General features: G+C 72.4%; 24 protein-coding genes. 11 read left to right on the forward strand and 13 right to left on the reverse strand.

Annotated elements, in window-relative coordinates:
• Positions 1-9: 9 nt before the first annotated feature.
• From EV378_RS05915 to EV378_RS05945, 7 genes are all read left to right on the forward strand, one after another.
• Positions 10-780 (forward strand): alpha/beta hydrolase, encoded by a 771-nt coding sequence (locus EV378_RS05915; protein ID WP_132421694.1) that lies wholly within the window; start codon positions 10-12, stop codon positions 778-780.
• Positions 780-2,051, forward strand: a complete 1,272-nt coding sequence (locus tag EV378_RS05920; RefSeq protein ID WP_132421695.1) for an NAD(P)/FAD-dependent oxidoreductase — start codon at positions 780-782, stop codon at positions 2,049-2,051. The genes EV378_RS05915 and EV378_RS05920 overlap by 1 nt, the downstream gene beginning before the upstream one ends.
• On the forward strand, positions 2,039-2,776 hold the full coding sequence (locus EV378_RS05925) for a DUF1365 domain-containing protein (protein WP_132421696.1): 738 nt from the start codon (positions 2,039-2,041) through the stop codon (positions 2,774-2,776). Before EV378_RS05920 ends, EV378_RS05925 begins: the two co-directional genes overlap by 13 nt.
• Positions 2,773-4,062: an SAM-dependent methyltransferase gene (locus EV378_RS05930; protein WP_132421697.1), complete on the forward strand. Its 1,290-nt coding sequence runs from the start codon at positions 2,773-2,775 to the stop codon at positions 4,060-4,062. The genes EV378_RS05925 and EV378_RS05930 overlap by 4 nt, the downstream gene beginning before the upstream one ends.
• Before the next feature lie 49 nt (positions 4,063-4,111).
• Positions 4,112-5,536 (forward strand): SAM-dependent methyltransferase, encoded by a 1,425-nt coding sequence (locus EV378_RS05935; protein WP_132421698.1) that lies wholly within the window; start codon positions 4,112-4,114, stop codon positions 5,534-5,536.
• 30 nt (positions 5,537-5,566) lie between these two features.
• Positions 5,567-6,400: a DUF1295 domain-containing protein gene (locus EV378_RS05940; RefSeq protein ID WP_132421699.1), complete on the forward strand. Its 834-nt coding sequence runs from the start codon at positions 5,567-5,569 to the stop codon at positions 6,398-6,400.
• Between the two features lie 92 nt (positions 6,401-6,492).
• The gene (locus EV378_RS05945; protein ID WP_132421700.1) at positions 6,493-6,957 is read left to right on the forward strand and encodes a peroxiredoxin; all 465 of its coding nucleotides are present in this window, start codon (positions 6,493-6,495) and stop codon (positions 6,955-6,957) included.
• Between the two features lie 6 nt (positions 6,958-6,963).
• Here the strand turns inward: EV378_RS05945 and map are convergent, their stop codons facing one another.
• The 11 genes from map to dxr form a co-directional block, all read right to left on the reverse strand.
• Positions 6,964-7,821: a type I methionyl aminopeptidase gene (gene map / locus EV378_RS05950; protein ID WP_132421701.1), complete on the reverse strand. Its 858-nt coding sequence runs from the start codon at positions 7,819-7,821 to the stop codon at positions 6,964-6,966.
• 13 nt (positions 7,822-7,834) lie between these two features.
• Positions 7,835-8,218, reverse strand: a complete 384-nt coding sequence (locus EV378_RS05955) for a DUF3054 domain-containing protein (protein ID WP_132421702.1) — start codon at positions 8,216-8,218, stop codon at positions 7,835-7,837.
• 18 nt (positions 8,219-8,236) lie between these two features.
• Positions 8,237-10,087 (reverse strand): penicillin-binding transpeptidase domain-containing protein, encoded by a 1,851-nt coding sequence (locus EV378_RS05960; RefSeq protein WP_165922158.1) that lies wholly within the window; start codon positions 10,085-10,087, stop codon positions 8,237-8,239.
• 170 nt (positions 10,088-10,257) lie between these two features.
• Positions 10,258-11,091 (reverse strand): GNAT family N-acetyltransferase, encoded by an 834-nt coding sequence (locus EV378_RS05965; protein WP_132421704.1) that lies wholly within the window; start codon positions 11,089-11,091, stop codon positions 10,258-10,260.
• A gap of 22 nt (positions 11,092-11,113) precedes the next feature.
• The gene (ispG, locus tag EV378_RS05970; RefSeq protein ID WP_132421705.1) at positions 11,114-12,262 is read right to left on the reverse strand and encodes a flavodoxin-dependent (E)-4-hydroxy-3-methylbut-2-enyl-diphosphate synthase; all 1,149 of its coding nucleotides are present in this window, start codon (positions 12,260-12,262) and stop codon (positions 11,114-11,116) included.
• 36 nt (positions 12,263-12,298) lie between these two features.
• On the reverse strand, positions 12,299-13,096 hold the full coding sequence (locus tag EV378_RS05975; RefSeq protein WP_243653305.1) for an enoyl-CoA hydratase/isomerase family protein: 798 nt from the start codon (positions 13,094-13,096) through the stop codon (positions 12,299-12,301).
• Entirely contained in the window at positions 13,093-14,637 is a 1,545-nt protein-coding gene (locus tag EV378_RS05980) for an AMP-binding protein (protein ID WP_243653306.1), read from the reverse strand. The genes EV378_RS05975 and EV378_RS05980 overlap by 4 nt, the downstream gene beginning before the upstream one ends.
• Positions 14,634-15,071: a MaoC/PaaZ C-terminal domain-containing protein gene (locus EV378_RS05985; RefSeq protein WP_132421708.1), complete on the reverse strand. Its 438-nt coding sequence runs from the start codon at positions 15,069-15,071 to the stop codon at positions 14,634-14,636. Before EV378_RS05985 ends, EV378_RS05980 begins: the two co-directional genes overlap by 4 nt.
• On the reverse strand, positions 15,068-15,550 hold the full coding sequence (locus tag EV378_RS05990; protein WP_132421709.1) for a phosphatase domain-containing protein: 483 nt from the start codon (positions 15,548-15,550) through the stop codon (positions 15,068-15,070). Before EV378_RS05990 ends, EV378_RS05985 begins: the two co-directional genes overlap by 4 nt.
• 41 nt (positions 15,551-15,591) lie before the next feature.
• Entirely contained in the window at positions 15,592-16,890 is a 1,299-nt protein-coding gene (locus EV378_RS05995) for a M50 family metallopeptidase (protein ID WP_207908584.1), read from the reverse strand.
• A gap of 52 nt (positions 16,891-16,942) precedes the next feature.
• On the reverse strand, positions 16,943-18,100 hold the full coding sequence (dxr, locus tag EV378_RS06000; protein WP_132421711.1) for a 1-deoxy-D-xylulose-5-phosphate reductoisomerase: 1,158 nt from the start codon (positions 18,098-18,100) through the stop codon (positions 16,943-16,945).
• Positions 18,101-18,176: 76 nt separating this feature from the next.
• Between dxr and EV378_RS06005 the strand changes: the two genes are divergently transcribed.
• Both EV378_RS06005 and ligD read left to right on the forward strand, forming a co-directional pair.
• A complete protein-coding gene (locus EV378_RS06005; RefSeq protein ID WP_132421712.1) occupies positions 18,177-18,437 on the forward strand; it encodes a DUF2631 domain-containing protein in 261 nt (86 codons plus the stop codon).
• A gap of 12 nt (positions 18,438-18,449) precedes the next feature.
• On the forward strand, positions 18,450-19,433 hold the full coding sequence (gene ligD, locus EV378_RS06010; protein WP_424511206.1) for a non-homologous end-joining DNA ligase: 984 nt from the start codon (positions 18,450-18,452) through the stop codon (positions 19,431-19,433).
• Here ligD and mug read toward each other — a convergent pair.
• Complete coding sequence (mug, locus tag EV378_RS06015; RefSeq protein ID WP_243653307.1) at positions 19,430-19,969, reverse strand: G/U mismatch-specific DNA glycosylase; 540 nt, start codon at positions 19,967-19,969, stop codon at positions 19,430-19,432. The two genes, ligD and mug, sit on opposite strands and share 4 nt — an antisense overlap.
• A 75-nt stretch (positions 19,970-20,044) precedes the next feature.
• Here mug and EV378_RS06020 point away from each other — a divergent pair, with 75 nt between their 5' ends.
• Complete coding sequence (locus tag EV378_RS06020; protein ID WP_132421714.1) at positions 20,045-21,244, forward strand: FAD-dependent monooxygenase; 1,200 nt, start codon at positions 20,045-20,047, stop codon at positions 21,242-21,244.
• Positions 21,245-21,338: 94 nt separating this feature from the next.
• Complete coding sequence (locus tag EV378_RS06025; RefSeq protein WP_132421715.1) at positions 21,339-22,406, forward strand: ATP-dependent DNA ligase; 1,068 nt, start codon at positions 21,339-21,341, stop codon at positions 22,404-22,406.
• On the opposite strand, the gene EV378_RS06030 is transcribed toward EV378_RS06025, so the two are convergent.
• Entirely contained in the window at positions 22,352-23,407 is a 1,056-nt protein-coding gene (locus tag EV378_RS06030; protein WP_132427481.1) for a LacI family DNA-binding transcriptional regulator, read from the reverse strand. The genes EV378_RS06025 and EV378_RS06030 overlap by 55 nt on opposite strands.
• Positions 23,408-23,538 lie beyond the last annotated feature (131 nt).

Below are 23,538 nucleotides of genomic sequence, written 5' to 3' on the forward strand. Positions count from 1 at the left end.
GAGGTCCCCATGTCCGAACCCGAGCTGGACGTCGTCGGTGACGAGCACCCGGACCCCGCCGCCGTCGTCCTGGTCTGCCACGGTGGGCGCTCGCACGGCCGCGACTCCGGCTCCCGGCGCCGCCTGACGTACTGGCGGATGCGGCCGTTCGGCACCGAGCTGGAGCGGGCCGGGCGCGGCCACCGCACCGACGTCGGGCACGGAGTCGCGGTCTACCTGCTGCGCTACCGCTACCGCGGCTGGAACGGCGCGGCGATGGACGCCTACCGGGACGCGGCGTGGGCGGTCGGCGAGATCACCCGGCGGCACCCGGGGCGCCCGGTCGCGCTCGTCGGGCACTCGATGGGCGGGCGGGCCGTGCTGCGCGCCGCCGGTGAGCCGGGCGTCGTCGCGGTCTGCGCGCTCGCGCCCTGGATCGAGACCGAGCGCAGCGCGGGCGGAGCGAGAGTCAGTACCGACCCGGTCGAGCAGCTGGCCGGCCGCGCGGTGCTGATCGCGCACGGGGACCGGGAGCGGATGACCGACCCGCGCGCGTCGCTGGACTTCGCGATCCGCGCCCGGCGGGTGACCGACCGCATCGCGCGGTTCGACGTGCTCGGCGACGGGCACGCGATGCTCCGCAGGGCCGCGGACTGGTCGTCGCTGGTGCGGCGGTTCGTGCTCGGTGAGCTCGGTGTCGAACCTCTGGACCGTTCGATCACGAATGCCATGCAACGCCCCGCACCGGAGGGTCTGAGCGTCCCGCTCGCGCCGGTGCACGAGCAGAGTGGAGTGTCCTGATGAGTCGTCCGACCGTCGCCGTGATCGGGAGCGGTGTCGCCGGGCTGACTGCCGCGCACCTGCTGTCCCGTGCGTACGACGTCACGCTCTACGAGGCCGACGACCGCGTCGGCGGGCACGCGCACACCCACGAGCTGGCCGCCTCGGACGGCACGCTGTCCCAGGTGGACACCGGCTTCATCGTCCACAACGACCGCACCTACCCGAACCTGCTCCGGTTGTTCGGCGAGCTGGGCGTGCAGACCCAGGACTCGGACATGTCGATGAGCGTCCGGTGCGACGGGTGCGGGCTCGAGTACGCAGGCGCGCGGAAGATCGGCGGGCTGTTCCCCCAGGCGTCGAACCTGGCGAGGCCCGCGTACCTGACGATGCTCGGCGAGGTCGTCCGGTTCCACCGGCACGCCCGCCGGGTGCTCGACGAGCCCGAGGCCGGCGACGTCACGCTGGGCGCGTTCCTGGCGATCGGCGGCTACTCGCGCTACTTCGTCGAGCACTTCATGATCCCGGTCGTCAGCTGCGTCTGGTCGGCAGGCGCCGCGATCTCCACCAGCTACCCGGCCCGGTACCTGTTCACGTTCCTGGACCACCACGGGATGCTCGCGATCGGCGGCTCCCCGCAGTGGCGGACGGTCACCGGCGGCTCGCAGGCCTACGTGCACCGCCTCGTGAAGGGCCTGCACGCCGTCCGCACGTCCACCCCGGTCCGGGCGATCACCCGCACCCCGGCGGGCGTCGAGGTGCGCGACGAGTCCGACCGCGTCGGCGCGCACGACCGGGTCGTCGTCGCCACCCACCCGGACCAGGCGCTGCGCCTGCTCACCGACGCGACGACCGTCGAACGAGAGGTCCTCGGGGCGTTCGAGTACTCGCAGAACGACACCTGGCTGCACCACGACACGTCGCTGCTGCCCCGCCGCCGCAGGGCACGGGCGTCCTGGAACTACCTGAAACCGTCCTGTCAGGACAGCGCCGACTCTCCGGTGCTGGTCAGCTACGACATGAACCGCCTGCAGCGCCTCACCGACCCGGACGACTGGGTGGTCACGCTGAACGGCGCCGGACGGGTCGACCCGGACGCGGTGGTCGCGCGGATGCGCTACGAGCACCCGATCTACACGCCCGAGTCGGTCGCGGCGCAGCGCAGGCTGCCGGATCTGAACGACGGCGTCACGGCGTTCGCGGGCGCCTACCACGGCTGGGGCTTCCACGAGGACGGCTGCCTGTCCGGGGTCCGCGCCGCCGCCGCGCTGGGGGTGGAATGGACACGCTGACGCCCGCCCTCTACGACGGGACCGTCCGGCACGCCCGCAAGCGCGACCTGGACTACGCGTTCAGCCACCGGATCTACCTGTGGCTGGTGGACCTCGACGACATGCCCCGGCTGCCGTTCTGGTTGCGTCCGTTCGCCCGGTTCCGGTCGTCCGACCACATCGGCGACCCGGACCGCACGATCCGGCAGAACGTCGACGCGTACCTCGCCGAGCACGGCGTCGACCTGCAGGGCGGGCAGGTGCTGATGCTGGCGCACGCCCGCGTGCTCGGCTACGTGTTCAACCCGATCTCGGTCTACTGGTGCCATCGGCCGGACGGGGAGCTCGCCTGCGTGATCGCCGAGGTGCACAACACCTACGGCGGCCGCCACGCGTATCTGCTGCAGACCGACGAGCGCGGTCGGGCGAGCGCCGAGAAGGAGTTCTACGTCTCGCCGTTCCTCACCATCGAGGGCGACTACTCGATGTCGCTGCGCGAGCCGGGCGAGCGGCTCGGCATCTCGGTGACGCTGCACCAGGACGGCGCCCCGGCCCTCGTCGCCACCCTGTCCGGCACCCGCAGGCCGGCCACCGCCGCCGAGGTCCTGCGCACGGTCGCGCGCAGGCCGCTGATCACCCAGCGGACGTCCGCCCTGATCCGCCGCCACGGCATCACGCTGTGGCTCAAGCGGCTTCCCGTCGTCCCGCGTCCGAGCCACCATGTCAAGGAAGGGGTCACGCGATGACCACTCAGCACGACGTCCCCGCGGTCCCGGCACGGGTGCGCACCTCCGGCCGTTCCGTCCCCCGCCCGAACGAGGGCGTCTGGCCCGGCCTGGCCACTCCACCGCTCGCACCGGTGAAGGGCCGCGCCGCGGAGATCCTGTTCCGCAACGCCGTCCGGTCCCTGCCGGTGCGGGTCGTGTTCCCGGGCGGGGAGCGGATCGGGGCGGGTGGCCCGGACTCGCCGGTCATGCGCATCGAACGGCCGCGCGGGTTCTTCGCCCGCCTCGGCCACGACTCGAAGATCGGCTTCGGCGAGGCCTACATGGTGGGCGACTGGACCACCACCGACCTGCCCGGCCTGCTCACGCCGTTCGCGGCGAAGCTGTCCACGCTGATCCCGAAGCCGTTGCAGGCCATGGCGCGCCGGTACGTCGAGGCCCGCCAGCCGCGCGAGGAGGTGAACACGCTCGAGGGGTCCCAGGAGAACATCCACCGCCACTACGACCTCTCCAACGACATGTTCGCCCTGTTCCTGGACGACACGATGTCCTACTCGGCGGGCTGGTTCGCCGACGGCTCCGACGACCTGGTGCTCGCCCAGGAGCGCAAGATCGACGGCATCCTGGACATGGCAGGCGTCGTCGACGGCACGCACGTGTGCGAGATCGGCACCGGCTGGGGCGGCCTCGCCACGCGGGCCGCGCAGCGCGGCGCGCGGGTCACCACGCTGACCATCTCGCAGGAGCAGAAGACGCTCGCCGAACAGCGCCTGGCGGCGGCCGGTGTGGCGGACCGCGTGCAGGTGCTGCTGCGCGACTACCGCGAGGCGCAGGGGCAGTACGACGCCGTCGTCTCCGTCGAGATGATCGAGGCCGTCGGCGAGAGGTACTGGCCGACGTACTTCGGCGCGCTGGACCGGCTGCTCAAGCCGGGCGGTCGGGTCGGGCTGCAGGCGATCACCATGCCGCACGACCGGATGGTCGTGTCCAAGGGCGACTACACCTGGATCCACAAGTACGTCTTCCCCGGCGGGATCATCCCGTCCGTCGAGTCGATCGAGAACAACCTGGCCCGCGGCACCTCGCTGCACATCGCGGAGCGCCGCAGCCTCGGGTTCGACTACGCGCGCACGCTCGGCCACTGGCGCCGCCGCTTCCTCGACAACTGGGACGAGGTGTCCGGCCTCGGGTTCGACGAGACGTTCCGCCGGATGTGGGAGTTCTACCTCGGCTACTGCGAGGCCGGCTTCCGCGTCGGCTATCTCGACGTGTTCCAGCTGTCGCTGCAGCGCCGCCCGTCGTTCTGAACGGAGCGTGTGGAGCGAACATCGATACCGATCCGGGAGTCCCGAGAAGATGAGCAAGCCGACCGTCGCCGCCCAGCTGGCCAACCTGATCGAGGGCGCACTGGGCGCCCCGCCGCCCGTGCGGCTGCGGGCGTGGGACGGCACCGAAGCGGGCGCCGTCGACGACCCGACCGCGCCGGTCGTGATCGTCCGCCGCCGCCGGGCGCTGCGCCGCCTGCTGTGGAGCCCCGGAGAGCTGGGCCTGGCCCGCGCGTTCGTGTCCGGTGACCTGGACGTCGAGGGCGACATCGCCGAGGGCCTGTCCCGGTTCTGGCGCCTGGCGCGCGCCGGGGCGCGCGGCACTGCGGAGGGGCGCTCCGCAGGCTCCGCGCCTGCCCGCATGGACCGGGCGCAGAAGGTCGACGCCCTGCGCACGGCGCTGCGGCTGCGCGCCGTCGGGACCAACCCGACGCCGCCCGCGTCCGAGGCGAGGCTCGCGGGCGGCCTGCACTCCCGACGTCGCGACCGGGCCGCGATCAGCCACCACTACGACCTCTCCAACGAGTTCTACGCGTTCCTGCTGGACCCGCAGATGGCCTACTCCTGCGGGTACTGGACGCGCGAGGACGGTCCGGACTACGGGATCGAGGACGCGCAGCGCGACAAGCTGGACCTGATCTGCCGCAAGCTCGGCCTGAAGCCGGGGATGCGGCTGCTCGACGTCGGCTGCGGCTGGGCGTCGCTGCTCGTGCACGCGGCCAAGCACTACGGCGTCGAGGCGGTCGGCGTGACGCTGTCCGCCCAGCAGCGCGAGTACGGGATCGCCCGGCTCGAGCGCGAGGGCCTGTCGGACCGCGTCGAGATCCGCCTGCAGGACTACCGGGAGATCCCGGACCAGCCGTTCGACGCGATCAGCTCGATCGAGATGGGCGAGCACGTCGGCCAGGACAACTACCCGGTCTACGCCGCGCAGCTGCACAAGCTGCTGCGCCCGCACGGCAGGCTGCTGCTGCAGCAGATGTCCCGCGGCGCCGTCGGGGACAACAACCACCCCGGTGGCGGTGCGTTCATGGAGTCCTACGTGGCCCCGGACATGTACATGCGCCCGCTCGGCGAGACGCTCGGGTTCCTGGAGCGGGCCGGGCACGAGGTCGTCGACGTGCACTCGTTGCGCGAGCACTACGTCTGGACCGTACGGCCGTGGCTGGACACGTTGCAGGACAACCGTTCCGAGGCGGTCCGGCTGATCGGAGAGGAGCAGTACCGGATCTGGCTGCTCTACCTGGCCGGCGCCGCGCTCGCGTTCGAGGAGAACCGGATGGGCGTGCACCAGATCCTGATGGTGCGACCCGGCGCCGACGGCCGGTCCGGACTGCCGCGCAGCCGTGCGGCGACGCTCGGGGCGGACCCGGCGCTGGACCACCTCGCCGCGGACGTCAGCCCGCCGGAGGCGGTCTCCCCGACGCGCGCCCCGGAGTCGGCTCCGACACGATGAGCGCATGAGCGGAGCGCAGGCGGAGCGCGCATGACATCAGCCTTCCCCTGGTCGGCCCTGCTGACCAACCTCTGGGTCACCCTCGTGGCGGTGCTGGTCCTGATGGCCGTCGCGCTGGCCGTCGCCGTGTGGGTGCGCGGTGGCCGGCACGACGGGATCGACGTCGTGTGGGGCCTCGGTTTCGTCGTGATCGCCGTCGTCACGCTCGTGACGGCGGCGGGCGACGGCGACGCGTGGCGGCAGTACCTGGTCACGGCGCTCGTCGCGGTGTGGGGCCTGCGGCTGGGCTGGCACATCGAGCGGCGCAACCGCGGCAAGCCCGAGGACCAGCGCTACGTCGACATGCTGGCCCGCGCTCCCGGCAACCCGACCTGGTACGCGTTCCGCAAGGTCTACCTCACGCAGGGCGCCGTGATGTGGGTCGTGTCGCTGCCGGTGCAGTTCGCGCAGTACGGCTACGCCTCGACCGTGTGGGGCGTGCTCACGGCCGTGCTCGGCGTGCTGGTGTGGGCCGTCGGGTTCACGTTCGAGACGGTCGGCGACGCACAGCTGGCCCGGTTCGTCGCCGACCCGGCGAACAAGGGGCAGGTCATGGACAGGGGCCTGTGGCGCTACACGCGGCACCCGAACTACTTCGGCGACGCCGCCGTCTGGTGGGGGCTGGGCGCCCTCGCCCTGCACCACGTGGCCGGCCTGATCGGGCTGGTCGGCGTCGCGCTGATCACGCTGAACCTGGTGCGCGGGACCGGCGCCGCACTGCTGGAGCGCGGGATGGAGAAGCGCCGCCCCGGCTACGCCGACTACGTCCGCCGGACCAGCGGCTTCTTCCCGCTCCCGCCGAGGAAGGCGGCCACCTCCGCGTAGCGAACCGGACGGCGGGGGTCGGACGAACGTCCTGTCGAGTGTCCGCGATCATGGCGCGACCGGAGAACCGTACGAACGAAGGAGATCCCGACATGGCGATCGGCGACGAGGTCACCGACTTCGAGCTGCGCGACGAGACCGGCGCCCCGCGGAAGCTGTCCGACCTGCTCGTCGACGGCCCCGTGGTGCTGTTCTTCTACCCGATCGCGTCCTCCGGCGGGTGCACCGCGGAGGCCTGCCGCTTCCGCGACCTGTCATCGGAGTTCGCCTCCGTCGGCGCCAGGCCGGTCGGCATCTCCTCGGACAATGTCACCAAGCAGAGCATCTTCGCGACGTCGAACCAGCTCGGCTTCCCGCTGCTCTCCGACGAGAAGCACAAGGTCGCCAAGTCCCTCGGCGCGTGGCGGGCGTGGCTGCCCGGCGGGCTGCACACCCGTCGCAAGACGTTCGTGATCGGCCAGGACCGGAAGGTCGTCGCCGAGATCGGCAACGAGAAGGACATGAACGTGCACGCGGACGAGGCGCTCGAGGCCGTCCGCAAGCACCAGACCGCCTGACGGGCGCTACGGCAGGGTCAGGATCTCCGAGCCCTCGTCGGTGACCAGGATCGTGTGCTCGAACTGGGCCACCCAGGAGCGGTCCTTGGTCACGACGGTCCAGTCGTCGTCCCACGTGTCGTAGTCGATGCCGCCGAGGGTGATCATCGGCTCGATCGTGAACGTCATGCCCGGTTCCATCACGGTGTGGACCTCGGGCTGGTCGTAGTGCAGCACGACCAGCCCGGAGTGGAACTCCCTGCCGATGCCGTGCCCGGTGAAGTCGCGCACCACGCCGTAGCCGAACCGGCGGGCGTAGGACTCGATCACGCGTCCGACGACGTTCAGCTCGCGTCCTGGGCGCACCGCCTTGATCGCGCGCATGGTCGCCTCGCGGGTGCGTTCGACGAGCAGGCGCGCCTCCTCGGAGACGTCGCCGGCCAGGAACGTGGCGTTCGTGTCGCCGTGCACGCCGCCGACGAACGCGGTCACGTCGACGTTCACGACGTCGCCGTCGTCGATCACGGTGGTGTCCGGGATGCCGTGGCAGATCACCTCGTTGAGGCTCGTGCAGCACGACTTCGGGAAGCCGCGGTAGCCGAGCGTCGACGGGTACGCGTCGTGGTCGATCAGGAACTCGTGGACGACCCGGTCGATCTCGTCGGTGGTCACGCCGGGCGCGACGGCCTCCCCCGCGACGGCGAGCGCCTGGGCGCCGATCCTGCCCGCGTACCGCATCGCCTCGATCACCTCGGGCGTCTGCACGTCGGAGCCCTTGGCCCGGGCCGGCGCCTTCTTGCCCACGTACTCCGGGCGCGGGATGTGCGCCGGAACCTCCCGGATCGGGGTGGGCGTGCCGGGGACGAGCAGCGAACGGACGGGCATGGCCCCACTCTAGTCAGCGACGGGCCGAGCGTCCCGCCACGCGTGAGCGGGTCAACGCCGCCACCGCCCGCCAGCCGAGCATCAGCACGGCGAGCGACCCGATCGTCACGAGTACGAACGTCCACGGCGGCGCGTGGCCGGTGAACCCCCAGCGCAGCAGCAGGCCGAGCACGGCCGTCACCCCGACCGTCAGGAATCCCGCCCGCAGCGACACCGGCTCGGCCCGAGCCCACGGCGTCGCCCACGCCGCGAGCGCCGCCGCGAGGAACGGCGCCGCCGTCGCGACGAGGCCGGCCAGCCCGTCCTCGCCGTGGCTGGCGCGTCCGATCGCGGCGAAGACGATCACCGCGACCAGGTCGGCCACCAGTACGAGCAGCGGGAGGCGGCTACGGGACACCCGTAGACGGTAGCGGACTCACCGCGGCGCCCCGCCGAGGAACGAGGACGCGAGCTGGACGGCGGGTCCGGACGACCCGCCGTCGACGATCAGGACGGCGAACGCCATGTCACCGCGGTAGCCGACGAACCAGCCGTGCGCCCGGTTCTCCCCGCCCGGCCCGGCGAACTCGGCCGTCCCGGTCTTGCCGAACACGTCGCCCTGCCCGGCCGCCGCCGTCGCGGTGCCCTGGGTGACGACGGCGCGCATCATCGGTCGCAGCTTGTCCAGGATCGCCTGGTCCGGCGTGCCCGGAGCCTTCGTCGTCTCGGTGGGGCGGTCGGTGATCAGCGTCGGCGTGACCGGCGCGCCCTTGGCGATCGTGGCCGCGACCAGCGCCATGCCGAACGGTGAGGCCAGCACGTCGCCCTGGCCGAAGCCGTCGGAGGCGCGCTGCAGGTCGTCGGTGGCCGGCTCGATCGACCCGGTGACCGTGGTCAGGCCGGGGATCTTGTAGTCGGCGCCGAAGCCCAGCTTCGACGCGGCGTCCGGCAGCGCGTCCGGCGGCAGGCCGAGCGCGAGCCGGGAGAACGTCGTGTTGCAGGACTTCGCGAACGCCTGCAGCAGCGGCACGGTGCCGAGCGCGAACGAGTCCTCGTTCGGGATCGTCCGGCCGTTGATCACGGTGGTGCCGGGGCAGTCCTCCGGTGTGTCCGGGGTGATGCCGTTGCGCGCCATCGCCGCGTAGGCCGTGATCATCTTGAACGTCGAGCCCGGCGGGTAGCGCCCGGACAGGGCGATCGGTCCGGCGGCGTTCGCCGCGTCGTTCTGCGCAACACCGAGCACGGCCCCGGTCGACGGCCGGATCGCGACGATCGCGGTCTGCCTGCCCTGTCCGCGGACGGCGTTCTCGGCGGCCTGCTGGACCTGTTGGTCCATGCCGAGCGTGACCGGCTTGCCCGGTCCCGGCGGGACACCGGCCAGCGATGCGACGGTCGCGCCGTCCTGCCCGACCGCGTCCACCGTCCACCCGGGCGTACCGTCGGTCTGGCCCTCGACCTCGGTCCGCACCGCGGAGAGCACCTGGGGGGCGAAGTCCGGGTCCGGGGCGAGCAGGCGGGTGTCGTCGGTGAAGCGGACGCCCTGCAGGTCGTAGATGCGGTCGCGGACTCGCTGGTAGTCGTCCTCACGCAGGACGGCGACGGTGTACGCCTGCCCGGCCGGAGTGGTGCGGGCGCCGTCCGCGATCGAGGTCTGCGTGATCTGCGGGTCGATCGGGCCCAGCGCCGAGGCGAGCGTGCCTGCCGTCGCATCCAGCGCGCCGGGTGCCTTCGGGTCGAGCGTCACCGTCACGGTGCGGGACGGCGCGAGCAGCGGGGCGCCCGTGTCGTCGAGCACGGGCGCCGGGTTCGACCGGGTCGTCCGCAGCACCGGCCGCTGGCCGGCCCCGAGCCGCGGGTCGAGGATCGCGGGCGAGAAGTCGATCGCCCAGCCGGTGTCGTTCGACGTCGTGTCGTCGGCCGGGCTCATCGGCCACGACGTGCGGTAGGTCCAGTGGCGGTTCTCGCCGAGGTCCCAGTCGACGTCGACGTCCGCCGTCGCCCTGTCCCCCTCGGTCCGGACGTCCGCGACCGTCGCGCGCACCCCGACCGGCTTGAGGTCCTGACGCGCCCGGTCCAGGAACGTGGCCGCCGCGGCGCGATCGCTCGTGAGGGCGGCCGCGCCGGCCGAGTCGCCCGTCGTCCAGGCCGTGGAGAACCGTTTCGCGGTGTCGGCGGCCCCGTCCCACGGGCGGACGAGCGCGACGACGAGGCCGGCCGCCAGCATCACGACCACCGCCACGGCCAGCACGGCGGGACGGGCGGTCAGGCTCGACAGCGGGGAGCGCATCTCCGGCAGTATGCCCGTACGTCCGATCCGGTCGCCGTCCCCGCACCGGTGTCCCGGCCGACGGTGAGAGCGGCCGCGACCCGTCGACATGAACACCAGTGCTCTGTCGCCCACCGTGCAGGACCGTGGTGTTCACGTCGACGGTCGGCGCGACGCCTGGGACACGACGCCTAGAACAACACCGTCGCGAACTGCGCCACCTGCGCGAAGCCGATGCGTCGATACGCCGCGCGGGCGGGCGCGTTGAACGCGTTGACGTAGAGGCTCGACGCCCGGCCCATCGCCGCGAGGGCTTCGGTGACCGTCGCGGTTCCCGCCGCACCCAGACCACGGCCGCGCCACCCCGGGTGCACCCAGACGCCCTGGATCTGGCCGACCGAGCGGGACAGCGCCCCGATCTCGGCCTTGAACACGACCTCGCCGTCCTGGAAGCGGGCGAACGCCCGTCCGGAGCTGATCAGCTCGGCGACCCTGGCGCGGTATCCGGCGCCGCCGTCACCGGTGCGGGGATCGACCCCGACCTCCTCGGTGAACATCGCGACGGCCGCGGGCAGGTAGCGCTCGAGCTCGTCGATCCGCACGGGACGCACGAGAGGGTCGGAGGGAACGGTCGGCGGGCCGTCGAGCAGCATCAGCGGCTGGTCAGGACGGATCTCCCTGGCCGGCTGCCACACCCCGGCCAGCTCCTCCCACAACGGGAGGACGAGCTCGGCGCGCCCGACCAGCGACGAGCAGACCCGCCCTCCGCGACGGGCCCGGTCGGCGAACGCGCGGATCGCGGCGCGCTCACCACGCAGCGGGACGAGGTTGGCGCCGGAGAAGCAGAGGCCGTCCATCGCCGAGCCGACGGACCACAGCTCGCCGCCGAGGCGCCAGGGGTCCAGACCGACGGCCTCGACCCGCGCGGCCACCATGCACGACGCGACCGGATCGGAGTCAAGAGCCGTGTGCACCACGGCCCGATGACGATCGTCGAGAAGCCGCGCACCGGCCACCCTCAGCACTGACTCACCATGCCATAGATGGTCAGCCGACGGTCACCTGCGGTTCGCCCGCGTCGGACGTGTCCATGTCCTCCGCCATCCGCATGGCCTCGTCGATCAGCGTCTCGACGATCTTGTGCTCCGGCACGGTCTTGATGACCTCGCCCTTGACGAAGATCTGGCCCTTGCCGTTGCCGGACGCGACGCCCAGATCGGCCTCGCGCGCCTCCCCCGGCCCGTTGACGACGCAGCCCATGACAGCGACGCGCAGCGGGACCTCCATACCGGACAGACCGGCCGTGACCTCGTCGGCAAGCTTGTAGACGTCGACCTGTGCCCGCCCGCACGACGGGCAGGACACGATCTCCAGGCGGCGCGGCCGCAGGTTCAGCGACTCCAGGATCTGCGTGCCGACCTTGATCTCCTCGACCGGCGGCGCGGACAGCGAGACGCGGATCGTGTCGCCGATCCCCTGGCGCAGCAGCGCGCCGAACGCGACCGCGGACTTGATCGTGCCCTGGAACGCAGGGCCGGCCTCGGTGACGCCGAGGTGCAGCGGGTAGTCGCACTGCTCGGCCAGCAGCTCGTAGGCACGCACCATGACCACCGGGTCGTTGTGCTTCACCGAGATCTTGATGTCGTGGAAGTCGTGCTCGGCGAACAGGCTCGCCTCCCACAGCGCCGACTCGGCCAGCGCCTCCGGGGTGGCCTTGCCGTGCTTCTCCAGCAGGCGCTTGTCCAGCGACCCGGCGTTCACGCCGATCCGGATCGGCGTGCCGTGATCGCGGGCGGCCTGCGCGATCTCCTTGACCTGGTCGTCGAACTTCCGGATGTTGCCCGGGTTCACGCGCACACCGGCGCACCCGGCCTCGATCGCGGCGAACACGTACTTCGGCTGGAAGTGGATGTCGGCGATGACCGGGATCTGCGACTTCGCGGCGATCGCCGGCAGCGCCTCCGCGTCGTCGGCGGACGGGCACGCGACGCGCACGATGTCGCAGCCGGACGCGGTCAGCTCCGCGATCTGCTGCAGCGTCGCGTTGACGTCCGCGGTCAGGGTCGTGGTCATCGACTGGACGGAGATCGGGTGGTCCGAGCCGACACCGACGGGACCGACCTGCAGCTGCCGGGTCGTCCGGCGGGGCGCCAGGGTCGGCGCGGGCGTGGACGGCATTCCCAGTGAGACGCTCACGACCTTCAGTCTCCCACCTCGCCCGCCCGGGCGCCGTCACCCGTGTCCGGGCACACCCCGGGAGAACCGTGGAGCCCGCTTCTCCCGGAACGCCGACAACCCTTCTTCGACGTCCGGGTGGCGCGTGATGTGGTCCACCGCCACGTCGAGCTCGTGGTCCAGGGCGGTGCGACGGTCGGTCGCCAGTCCCTCGGCGTACAGCTGCTTCTGCAGCGCGAGCGCGGCCGGGCTGTGCCGCATCAGCCGCGCGACGACGTCGTCGACCGTGGCTTCGAGCGACTCCGGCGGGACGCTCCAGCCGACCAGCCCCCACGCCGCCGCCGTGTCCCCGTCGATGATCTCACCGGTGTAGAGCAGCCGACGGGCCAGCGCCGCGGGCAGCGCCCGGGGCAGCCGCACGGACCCGCCGGCACCCGGCAGCAGGCCGTACTCCATGTGCCGGTCCCCGAGCCTGGCCTGCGACGAGGCGACGACGAGGTCGCACGCCAGCATCAGCTCGCAGCCGCCGGCCAGCCCGTACCCGTCGACGACGCAGACGGACACGAACGGCGCCGCCTCCAGCGTGTCCAGCGCCCGCCCGATCCGCGCGATGTAGGCCCGCAGCTCGTCCGGGTCCGACGCGCGCAGCCCCAGCAGGTACGGCAGGTCCGCCCCGGCGGAGAGCGCGGGCCCGTTCCCGCGCACGACGGCCACCGGGCACCCGGCCGCGACGACCTCGTCGATCGCCGCGTGCAGCCCGACGAGCAGGTCCTCGGACAGGGCGTTCAGCGCGTCCGCCCGGTCCAGGGTGATCCGCGCGGACCGGTCCCCCGGGAACGCGACCTCGACGCTCACCTGCGCACCTCGATGCCTTCGGACTCGCGGTCCCACAGCTCGTCGCGACGGTCCGCCGCGTCCTTCTTCAGCTTGAACTTCTCGATCTTGAGGCTGGCCGTCTTCGGTAGCTCGTCGACGAACTCCCAGTACCGCGGCACCATGAAGTAGGCCATGTTCTCCGCGGCGTAGTGCACGAGCTCGGAGTACGACGGGTCGTGCCCGTCGGCGCGCACGACGTAGACCATCACGTCGTCCTCGGACAGGTCGGCGGGCACCGCGACGGCCGCGACCTCGTGCACGCCGGGGTGCTTGCACAGCGCCGTCTCCAGCTCGTAGGCCGAGATGTTCTCCCCGCGCCGCCGGATCGCCTCCTTGATCCGGTCGACGAAGAACAGGTAGCCCTCGTCGTCGAGATAGCCGCGGTCGCCGGTGCGGAACCACAGGTCACGGATCGCGCCGACGGTCGCCTCGGGCATCTCGTGGTAGCCGAGCATCATCATCCCGGGCCCGTTCGGGCGGACGCAGATCTCGCCGACCTCGCCGGGCGGCAGCGGCGTGCCGTCCTCGGCGGTGATCTGGACGCCGACGTCGTCGCGCACGCGGCCGGCGGACGCCGCCTTCTCCCGCGGGTCGTCCGGGCCGAGTATCGTCACGGCGCAGTTCTCGGTCATGGCGAAGACGCTGGTCACGGTGATGCCGTAGCGGTCGGCGAACCCGTCGACGAGCGCTCGGCTGGTCGGGACGACCATCGCCGTGCGGACCCGGTGGTCCCGGTCGCGCTCGGACGGCGGGATCTGCCAGACCACGTTCGCCATCGCGCCCAGCGCGTTGAACTCGGTCGCCCCGGACTCCCGGATCTCCGACCAGAACGAGCGCGCGGAGAACCGCGGGTACAGCGCGACCGACGCGTCCGCCCACAACGCCGCGTAGACGGTGAACCAGAGCGCGTTCGCGTGGAACAGCGGAAGGCAGGTGTAGAGCACGTCGTCCGGGCCGTAGCCGCAGTGCCGGGCCATCTGCTTCCCGACGGCGTGGCCCTGGGACTGCGGGGACACCGCGCCCTTCGACGGGCCGGTGGTCCCGGACGTGTACATGATCAGCATCGGGTCGGTGCGCGCGACGGGCCGGTCCAGCTCGAGCGGATCACCGGGCAGGTCGGCGAACCCGGCCAGGTCGTCGACGTCCAGCACCCCGCGCACGGCGTCCGTCCCGGACAGCGGTGCGGCCAGCACCTCCAGCGACGCGGCGTCCGCGCACACCCGGGTCGCGCCGGACTGGCGCAGGTAGTAGCCGAGTTGGTCGCCGCGGGCGGCCGTGTTCATCGGCACCGCGACGGCGCCGAGCTTGCCGAGCCCCCACACGGTCCAGAGGAACTCGGCGCGGTTCGCCATCATCACCGCGACGACGGTCCCGTGCCCGATCCCGCGGTCGGCGAAGCCGCGGGCGTAGGAGTTCGTGACCCGGTCGGCCTCGGCGTAGGTCGTCGTCCGGCCCTGCCAGAGCAGGAACGGCCGGTCCCCGACCCGCGCGGCCCGCTCGGCGAGGACCTCCCCGATCACGGCCGCGCCGCCACCAGCGCCTTCAGATCCGCTGCGCATTTACACCGTCCGTCCTGGTCACGGACGTCGAACCGGTAGGTGACGACGCCGTCGCCGTCGCTCCGGTGCGCGACGTCGAGCACCTCGGTCTCCACGTGCAGTGTGTCCCCGATGTGGGTCGGCGTCACGAAACGCAGGCGGTCCAGCCCGTAGAACGCGCGCATCGCGGGCGGCCAGAACTCGACCAGCCCGAGCGCCACGGACAGCACGAGCGCGCCGTGCGCGATGCGCTCACCGAAGCGCGGGTCGGCCTCGGCGTAGGGCGTGACGGTGTGGATCGGGTGCCAGTCGCCGGTGAACATGGCGAACGAGACGATGTCCGTCTCGGTGATCGTCCGTTGCCGGGAGATCGACGTCTGCCCGACGGCGATGTCGTCCAGGTACGTCGTGATCATGTCCGTCCCTGGTTCTCCTGCGCGTCCTGCAGCGTGGACGAGTGCGGGAGCCACGTCGCGAGCTCGATCGGCCAGCCGTCGTCGAGCAGCATCCGGTACACGGCCGGGTCGTCGTCGAGCACGAGCGCGATCTCCCTGCTGCGGGCGAGCCCGCGCAGCACCTCGCGCTTGACGTAGCGGGCCGGGCGGTGGTCGTCGTCGGAGCGCATGTAGAGGGGTCCGGTCGGCAGGTCGTGACGCGCGAGCCAGTCCTGGGTGAGCCGCCGGTTGCGCTCGGGGCGCCCGGTCAGGAACACGACGTCGTGGTCGAGCTGCGCCTGGCGGAGCCGCTCGGCGCCCTCCTCCAGCAACGGGTCCTCGTCGGCGGCGCGGAAGAACCGCTCCCAGCGGTGGAGGTCGAGGTGGTGCAGCCGGTGCGAGACGTCGGCCAGGACGCCGTCGATGTCGAAGACCGCGATCGGGCGCTCCGTCTCACCCACCCCGCCCGCTCCGCAGGCTCCGCCGGCCGCCGTCCCCAGTGTCACCCGAAGATCCGGACCGGGTTGACGATGTCCGCCACCACCAGCACGAGGCTGAACGCGACGAAGACCATCACGAACACGTAGGCGACCGGGAGCAGCTTCGCCGCGTCCACCGGCCCGGGATCGGGCCTGCCCATGACCCGCGACCCGTGCCGCTTGATCGACTCCCAGATCGCCGGGACGATCTGGCCTCCGTCCAGCGGTGGGATCGGAAGCAGGTTGAGCAGGAACAAGGACATGTTCACCGCGGCCAGCAGCTGCAGGAAGAAGAACAGCTCGAACTGCAGCGGCCGATCCTGGGACAGGATCTCGCCACCGAGCCGGGAGACGCCGACGACGCCCATCGGGCCGGTCTGGTCCCGCTCCTCACCGAGGAACGCCGCACCGAAGAGCCCCGGGAACCGGGCCGGGATCTGGGTGATCGCCTGCCCTGTACGGCCGATCGTGTCGCCGACCTGCAGGAACACGTCACCGAACGACTGCGGCGCGAACGTCTGGGTCAGTCCGACGCCGAGGAACCCGGCCCGGACGGTCTGGTTCGGGTCGTCGAACGACTGGACCTGGTTGTCGATCACCGTGACCGGCAGCGTGCGGAGCTCCCCGTTCCGCTCGACCGTGATCTCGGCCGGCCCGGACGCGACCCGGATCGCCTCGCGCAACTGCTGGCCGTCGACCTCCTGGAACGGCCTGCCGTTCAGGCCGACGATCAGGTCCCCTGCCCGTAGGCCGGCCGCGGCGGCAGGCGTCGGCGGCGCTCCGGGCGGACACACGTCGGGCTGCGCGGCAGCGGTGGCCGGGACGACGCACTCGCTGACCGAGCCGATCCGGGTGCCGTCGGTGGGCAGGCCGATCCCGATCAGCGCGACCGCGAACAGCACGACGGCCAGGATCAGGTTCATGAACGGCCCGGCGAACATGACGACGATCCGCTTCCACGGGGAGCGGGTCCAGAACTGCCGGTCGGAGTCCGCGGGCAGCACGTCGGCCTGGGACTGGCGCCGGGCGTCGTCCATCAGGCCCTGGAACGGGCCGGTCCGCCGGCTGCGCCCCAGCGTGCCGCCGCCCTTGGCCGGGGGCAGCATGCCGATCATCCGGACGTAGCCGCCGAGCGGGATCAGCTTCAGCCCGTACTCGGTCTCGCCGCGCTTGACCGACCAGACCGTCCGGCCGAACCCGACGAAGAACTCCGGGACCTTGATGCCGAACCAGCGGGCCGTCGTGAAGTGGCCGAGCTCGTGCCAGGCCACGGAGAGCAGCAGCCCGACGAAGAAGATCGCGATCCCGAGGACCGTCATCATGCGCTGCAACTCCCGGCGGTTCGTGTCTGGCCGACGTCCACGGTAGCGGCCGTCACCGGACGACCTCGCGGGCGTGCGCCCGCGCCCAGTCCTCGGCCTCCAGCACGTCCTCGACGGAGGCGGGGTCCGCGTTCCATCCGTCGGCGGCCTCCAGCACACCGGCCAGCAGATCGGTGATCGCGAGATAGCCGATCCGGCCGGCCACGAACGCCTCGACCAGCTCCTCGTTCGCGGCGTTCAGCACGGCCGGGAGGCACCCGCCGCGCTCCCCCGCCGCACGCGCGAGGCGGACGCCGGGGAACGCGTCGTCGTCGAGGGGCTCGAACGTCCAGCTCTGCGCCGCGTCCCAGGTGCAGGCGGCCGCGGCACCGGGGATCCGGTCCGGCCAGGCCAGGCCGAGCGCGATCGGCAGCCGCATGTCCGGCGGGCCGGCCTGGGCGATCGTCGAGCCGTCGGTGAACGTGACCATCGAGTGCACGATCGACTGCGGGTGGACGACGACGTCGATCCGGCCGTAGGGCACCCCGAACAGCAGGTGCGCCTCGATCAGTTCCAGGCCCTTGTTCACCAGCGTCGCCGAGTTGATCGTGACGACCGGGCCCATCGCCCACGTCGGGTGCTGCAGTGCCTCGGCCACGGTGACGCCGCCCAGGTCCGACCGCGTGCGGCCACGGAACGGGCCACCGGACGCGGTGAGCACGAGCCGGTCCACCTCGTCGGACCGCCCGCCGCGCAGGCACTGGGCCAGCGCCGAGTGCTCCGAGTCGACCGGGACGATCTGGCCGGGCGCGGCCGCGGCGAGCACCAGCGGGCCGCCGGCGACCAGCGACTCCTTGTTCGCGAGCGCCAGCCGCGACCCGGCGGCCAGCGCCGCCAGCGTCGGGCCGAGCCCGCGCGAGCCGGTGATGCCGTTCAGCACGACGTCCGCACCCGCGGCCGTGACCAGCTCGGTCGCCGCCAGCGGCCCGTCGAGGACCTCGACGCCGGGGCACGTCTCGCGCAGCACGGCCGCCGCGGTCGGGTCGGCGACGGCCACCCGGCCGACGGAGTGCGCGTGGACCTGCGACGCGAGCAGCGCGACGTCGCCGCCGCCCGCCGCGAGGCCGGTGACGGTGAACCCGCCAGCCTTCGCGACGACGTCGAGCGCCTGGGTGCCGATCGAACCGGTGGAACCGAGGACCACCAGCGAACGGGTGACGGAGTCGGACATCACCACACATCATCCCCGCTCCGCCGTCGGGATAGCATGTGACCTCGCAGGAGCATGGACGATCGGGAGGGTGCACGTGGCGAGCAACTCGAGGGAGGTCGCCATCCGCTCGGGTGTCGACCCGGACGACGAGCCCTCGGTCGACTGGGGCTGGCACGGCACGTTCCCGCACGGCACCAAGATCGCCGGCGTGGTCACGGCCATCGCCCTGTGCGTGTTCCTGATCGGCCACCCGACGAGCTGGACCGAGATCCTGTTCATGGTCGTCCCGGCCGCCGCGATCCTGCTCGGCGTCGTGTGGAGCGTCCTGCGCAAGCGCAACTCCTGGCGACGCTGACGTAGGACCGGCGTGGGGGTGGCGGGCAAGGGCGCATCCGGGGAGCCGGTCGAGCTGACCGTCGGCGACCGCACGGTCCGCCTGTCCAGCCCGGAGCGCGTCTACTTCCCGGCGCGCGGCGAGACGAAGCTCGATCTCGCCCGGTACTACCTGTCCGTCTCCGACGGGATCGTCAACGCCCTGCGCGACCGGCCCTGCATGCTGCACCGCTTCCCCACCGGTGTGTCCGGCGAGAAGGTGCACCAGAAGCGGCTGCCGCGCGGCGCCCCGGACTGGATCCGCACCGTCCGCATCCACTTCCCGCGCTGGAACCGCACGGCCGACGAGCTGTGCGTCGCGCACCCGGCCGACGTCGTGTGGGCCGTGCAGATGTCGACCGTCGAGTTCCACCCCTGGAACTCCCGCGCCGCGGACGTCGAGGTTCCCGACGAGTGGCGGATCGACCTCGACCCGATGCCTTCTGCCGAGTACTCCGACGTGCGACGGGTGGCGCACGTCGTGCACGAGGTGCTCGACGAGCTGGGCGCCACCGGGTTCCCGAAGACGTCCGGCGGCAAGGGCATGCACGTCTACGTGCGGATCCGCCCCGAGCACGGGTTCGCCGACGTCCGGCGCGCGGCGCACGCGTTCGCCCGCGAGGTCGGCCGCCGCTGCGACCGCGTGGACCTGTCCTGGTGGCGCAAGGACCGGGACGACACGAAGATCTTCGTCGACTACAACCAGAACGCCCGTGACCACACGATCGCCAGTGCCTACTCGGTGCGCGGCGTGCCGGAGGCCCGGGTGTCCGCCCCGATCCGCTGGGACGAGATCGACGACGCGGAGCCGGGCGACTTCACGATCGCCACGATGCCGGCGCGGTTCGCCGAGCTCGGGGACCTGCACGCGGGCATCGACGACGCGGTGTTCGACATCGCCCCGCTGCTGGAGTGGGCCGACCGCGACGCGCGGGACGGCGCTCCCACACCGGACCTGCAGGACCTCGACAACGCCTAGGTGCGGGCGCGCAGGCGCGCGAACTCGGCGACCATCGCCTCCCGCGACCAGTGTGCGTTGAGCCCACTGGGGTTGGGCAGCACCCAGACGCCCTGTTCCTGTTCTCCGACCACGGCTTTCGGGCGCCCGAACGCGGTGCGGTAGGCGCCGATCCCGAGGACGGCGAGCCACTGCGGACCCCGCTCGGCCACCAGTGCGCGCAGGCGCTCGCCGCCGGCGACCAGCTCGTCGTCGGAGAGCTCGTCGGCGCGGGCGGTGGCGCGCGGCGCCATGTTCGTGATGCCGAGCCCGAGCCCGGCGAGCTCGCCCTGCTCGTCGGGGCGCAGCAGCCGCGGTGTGAAACCGGACGCGTGCAGCACCGGCCAGAACCGGTTGCCGGGCCGGGCGAAGTGGTGCCCGGTCGCGGCGCTCACCAGGCCGGGGTTGATGCCGCAGAACAGCACGCGCAACGGCGGGTCGTCCGGTCCGGGCAGGACGTCCGGGATCGTCTTCTCCCGCGCCCGCTCGAGCGCGTCGGCGTCCGGAAGCCTGCCCACGCCGTCGAGCCAACCACACGGCACATTCCGGGCGGTCGCCGCGCGGATCCGCCGCGACCGGGCGAGTCTGGACAGGTGACCCGCCATGCCCTGATCTCCGGCGCCAGCGTCGCCGGCCCCGCCGTCGCCCACGAGCTCGCCGCGCACGGCTGGCGCACGACCGTCGTCGAGCGGGCGCCGCAGCTGCGCGACGAGGGCCAGAACGTCGACGTCCGCGGGGCCGCCCGCGAGGTCGTCCGCCGGATGGGCATCGACGACGCCGTCCGCGAGGCGGGTACCGGCGAGGTTGGCCTGCGGTTCGTCGACGACTCCGGTGGCGTCGTCGCCGAGTTCCCCGTGAACGAGGGCGACGCCGACGGGCCGACGGCCGAGCTGGAGATCCTGCGCGGCGAGATGTCGCGGATCCTCCACGACCGCACCCGCGACCGCACCGAGTACCGCTTCGGCGAGCAGATCACCGGGCTGACCGACCACGGCGACCACGTCACGGCCACGCTGGACAGCGGCGAGGTGATCGACGCGGACGTCGTCGTCGTGGCCGAGGGGACGCGCTCGCGGACCCGCGAGATGGTGCTGCCCGGCGCCGAGATCACCGAGCTGGGCATGCACCTCGCCTACCTGACGCTCCCCCGCACCGCCGACGACGACCGGTGGTGGCGCTGGCACAGTGCCGCGCGGTGCCGCAGCGTCAGCATCCGGCCGGACAACCGGGGCACCACCCGGGCGTTCCTGGCGTTCCTGTCCGACGTGCGCGGCCTGGACCGGCTCGACCGCGACGACCAGGTGATGATCCTGCGGCGCACGTTCGCCGACGCCGGATGGCAGGCCCCGCGCGTCCTGGACGCGCTGGACGACGCGCCGATGTACTTCGACTCCGTCGCCCAGGTCCGGCTGCCGCGCTGGAGCAACGGCGGGACCGTGCTGCTGGGCGACGCCGCGTGGTCCAGCGGCCCGTTCGGCACCGGCACCGGGATGGCCCTGATCGGCGCGCACGTGCTGGCCGGGGAGCTGGCCACGCGCGACGACCCGCGCGCGGCGCTGGCCCGCTACGAGGAGCTGATGCGGCCGTGGGTCACGAAGGCCCAGGGCATCCGGCCGTCGATGCTGCGGGTGATGAACCCGCGCACCCGGGCCGGCCGCTCGGTGCAGCGCACCGCGCTCGGCGTCGTGGGGTCGCTCTACCGCAGGGTCGGCGGCCCGCCCGCCGGCCTGGTCCGGACGCCGCTGGACACGATCGAGCTGCCCGACTACCCGGTGGCCGCCTCCGCCGGGTGACGCCCGCCCGACGAACGAGGGTGCCGTCGGAGCAGTCACGTGTGACGAACGTGCCGTTCGTTCGGGGCGCGGCGCGGCAGAGCACACTGTCGGCGTGGACCTGCCCGTCATGCCCCCGATCTCGCCGATGCTCGCGAAGCCCGCGGCGTCGATCCCGAAGGGGCAGCTCTACGAGCCCAAGTGGGACGGCTTCCGGTCGATCATCTTCCGGGACAGCGACGAGGTGGAGATCGGCTCGCGCAACGAGCGGCCGATGACGCGGTACTTCCCCGAGGTCGTCGACGCGGTGACGGCGAACTTCCCGGAGCGCGCCGTGATCGACGGCGAGATCGTCGTCGCGGACACGACCCGCAACACGTTGGACTTCGAGGCGCTCCAGCAGCGCATCCACCCCGCCGCGAGCCGGGTGACCCTGCTGTCCACCGAGACGCCCGCGTCGTTCGTCGCGTTCGACCTGCTCGCGCTCGGCGACGACGACCTGATGTCCCGCCCGCTGTCCGAGCGCCGCGCGATGCTGGAGGAGGCGCTGGGCTCGGCGAACGCCCCGGTGTACGTGACGCCGCTGACCCGGGACGTGGACCAGGCGCAGGAGTGGTTCCGGCAGTTCGAGGGCGCCGGGCTGGACGGGCTGATCGCGAAGAAGCCGGACCTGCTCTACGAGCCGGACAAGCGCACCATGACCAAGATCAAGCACGAGCGCACCGCCGACTGCGTGGTCGCCGGCTACCGGGTGCACAAGTCCGGCCCGGACGCGATCGGCTCGCTGCTGCTCGGCCTGTACGACGACCGCGACGTGCTCGTGTCCGTCGGCGTGGTCGGCGCGTTCCCGATGGCCCGGCGTCGCGAGCTGATGGAGGAGCTGCAGCCGCTCGTCACGACGTTCGACGAGCACCCGTGGGCATGGGCGAAGCAGGAGGAGGGCGAGCGCACGCCGCGCAAGTCCGAGACGAGCCGGTGGAACGCTGGCAAGGACCTGTCGTTCGTGCCACTGCGCCCGGAGCGGGTGGTCGAGGTGCGCTACGACTACATGGAGGGCATCCGGTTCCGGCACACCGCACAGTTCGTGCGGTGGCGCGACGACCGCGACCCGCACTCGTGCACCTACGATCAGCTGGAGCGCCCGGTGACGTTCGACCTCGCCGACGTGCTGTCCGGCGGCTGAACCACCTGCGGCGGCACGACGGGGCAACCGCACGACTCGCGGTGCACGAACCGGGCCGGTAGCCGGACCGTCCGGGTCTCGGCGTCCGGCTCGGCCATCCTGCGCAGCAGCAGTCGCACGGCCTCCCGGCCGATCTCGGCGAACGGCTGGGCGATCACCGTCAGCCGGGGACGGAACGCGTCGGCCCATGGGAAGTCGTCGAACGCGACGAGCGCGATGTCCTCCGGCACCCGCAGGCCGCGCTCGTGCAGCTCCTGCACCACCCCGATGGTCATCGCGTTGTTCGCGCTGATCACCGCCGTCGGCGGTCGTTCGAGACCGAGGAGCACGCCCAGCGCGCCGCGGGCCGGGACGGACTCCGAGTCGCCGTCGGCGACCAGCTCCGGGTCCACCGGGAGGCCGCACCGCGCCAGGCCGGTCCGGTACCCCTCGAGGCGCTCCGCGGTCGTCGTCAGCCCGGCGTGCCCTGCGACGAACCCGATCCGGGTGTGGCCGCGCTCCGCCAGGTGCGCGACGAGCTCCGCGACCGGTTCGACGTTCTCCGTTCCCACCTGGTCGTACTCCCCGCCGGGGAGCCGGTCCACCAGCACGGTCGGCACGCGCAGCGCGGTCAGCTCGGTGAGCGTGGCGCGGGCGTCCGCGGACGGGGCGAGCAGCACGCCGTCGACCCGGTTGCGCAGCCGTCGCACGACCGTCCCCTCGTAGGTGGGGTCCTCGTGCGGGTCGACGACGAGCAGCGTGTACCCGGCCGCTGCGGCCTCGTTCTCCACGCCGCCGAGCAGCTCGCCGAAGTACGGGTTGGAGATCGCGGAGATGGCGAGCGCGATCGACGTCGTGCGGGCGGTCGCGAGCGAGCGGGCGGCCGTGTTCGGCGTGTAGTCGACGGCGGCGACGGCGTCCAGGACGGCCGCGCGCGTCGCGGCGCTGACCGGCCGCGTGCCGTTGAGCACGTGCGACACCGTCGCGGTCGACACGCCGGCCATCCGCGCCACCTCGGCCATGGTGCTGCTCACGACACCCCCTTCCGCGACGAAGAAGTCCGGGGAATGTCCCGAACGTTACAGGCAACCGGTTGCGTAAGCGCTTAACTCCACATACCGTTCGGATTCGTCCTCCGCCGCGTGTCGTGGGT

This window comes from Pseudonocardia endophytica, assembly GCF_004339565.1.
GTDB classification, from domain to species: domain Bacteria; phylum Actinomycetota; class Actinomycetes; order Mycobacteriales; family Pseudonocardiaceae; genus Pseudonocardia; species Pseudonocardia endophytica.